Consider the following 1,272-nt stretch of genomic DNA (forward strand, 5'->3'; position numbering starts at 1 on the left):
CAGACGGTGGACCTGCGTTCGGCCCACGCCATCGGCCAGGTCTCGACCGGGATCATCACCGCCCGGACCCTGACCGGGTCGTCGGTCGGCGGGGCGAACTTCGGCGCCGCCAACCAGGTGGCGCAGCTGGGCGACTTCACCAATACCGGCGGCCTGCTGAAACTGGTCGACGGCCGCTCGCTGACCATCACCGGGACCGTGCTGAGCACGGGAACGCTGGCCCTGACCTCGCACGCCGGCATGACCTTCGCCAGCAACGGCAAGGTGACGGCCGACGGGGCGGGCGACGCGATCGTGCTGGTCTCGGACGGAACCTTCACCAATGCGCGCGGCGCCGACGCGGTGACCGCAAGCAACGCCGCCGGCCGCTGGCTGATCTACACCCAGGCGGTCGGCGACGCGTCCGGCTCGACGGCCGCCAACAGCTTCAACGGCCTGTCGGGCAAGAGCTTCTACGGCTCGGCCTACGACTTCTCCAACGAAACCCTGGCCGTGGCGCCCAACGCGGGCAACCGCTTCGTCTACGCCTACCAGCCGACCCTGACGGTGACGCCCGACAGCCGGATCGTGACCTATGACGGCAGTGTTCCGAGCACCTCGGCGACCATCACCGGCCTGGTCAACGGCGACCTTGCGGCCGACGCCTGGTCGGGCGCGGCCACGGTCTCGGGCGCGACCAGCAGGAACGTGGGGATTTACGTCCTGACCGCCGGGGCCGGGAGCCTGGCCTCGGACCTCAACTACGCCTTCGCCTACGGGACCGGTTCGCTGCGCATCGATCCCAAGGTTCTGACCGGCGCCCTGTCGGCCGACGACAAGACCTATGACCGCAGCACGGACGCCACGGGCGTGGTGACCCTTGCCGGCGTGATCGCGGGCGACACGGTCGCCGCCGCCGGGACCTATGCGTTCGACGACTGGAACGCCGGCAGTGGCAAGACGGTCACCGCCTCGGGCGTGACGCTGTCGGGCGGCGACGCCGGCAACTACAGCCTGGGCGGGGTGTCGTCGGACACGGCCGACATCTTCAAGAAGGCGATCACCGGCGCCCTGACGGCTGACGACAAGACCTATGACCGCAGCACGGACGCTACCGGCGTGGTGACCCTGGCTGGGGTGATCGCGGGCGACACGGTCGGGGCGGCAGGAACCTATGCGTTCGACGACTGGAACGCCGCGAGCGGCAAGGCGGTCACCGCCTCGGGCGTGACGCTGTCGGGCGGCGACGCCGGCAATTACAGCCTGGGCGCGGTGTCGTCCGACACGGCCGAC

The 1,272-nt window shown here is 70.3% G+C and carries 1 protein-coding gene; it reads left to right on the plus strand.

Features of this window, described 5'->3' with window-relative positions:
* A partial coding sequence (locus DMC18_RS26245; RefSeq protein ID WP_199232613.1) for a YDG domain-containing protein occupies positions 1 to 1,272 on the plus strand: 1,272 nt, incomplete at both ends.

This window comes from Caulobacter sp. D5 (genome assembly GCF_003185805.1).
Classification (GTDB): Bacteria; Pseudomonadota; Alphaproteobacteria; order Caulobacterales; family Caulobacteraceae; genus Caulobacter.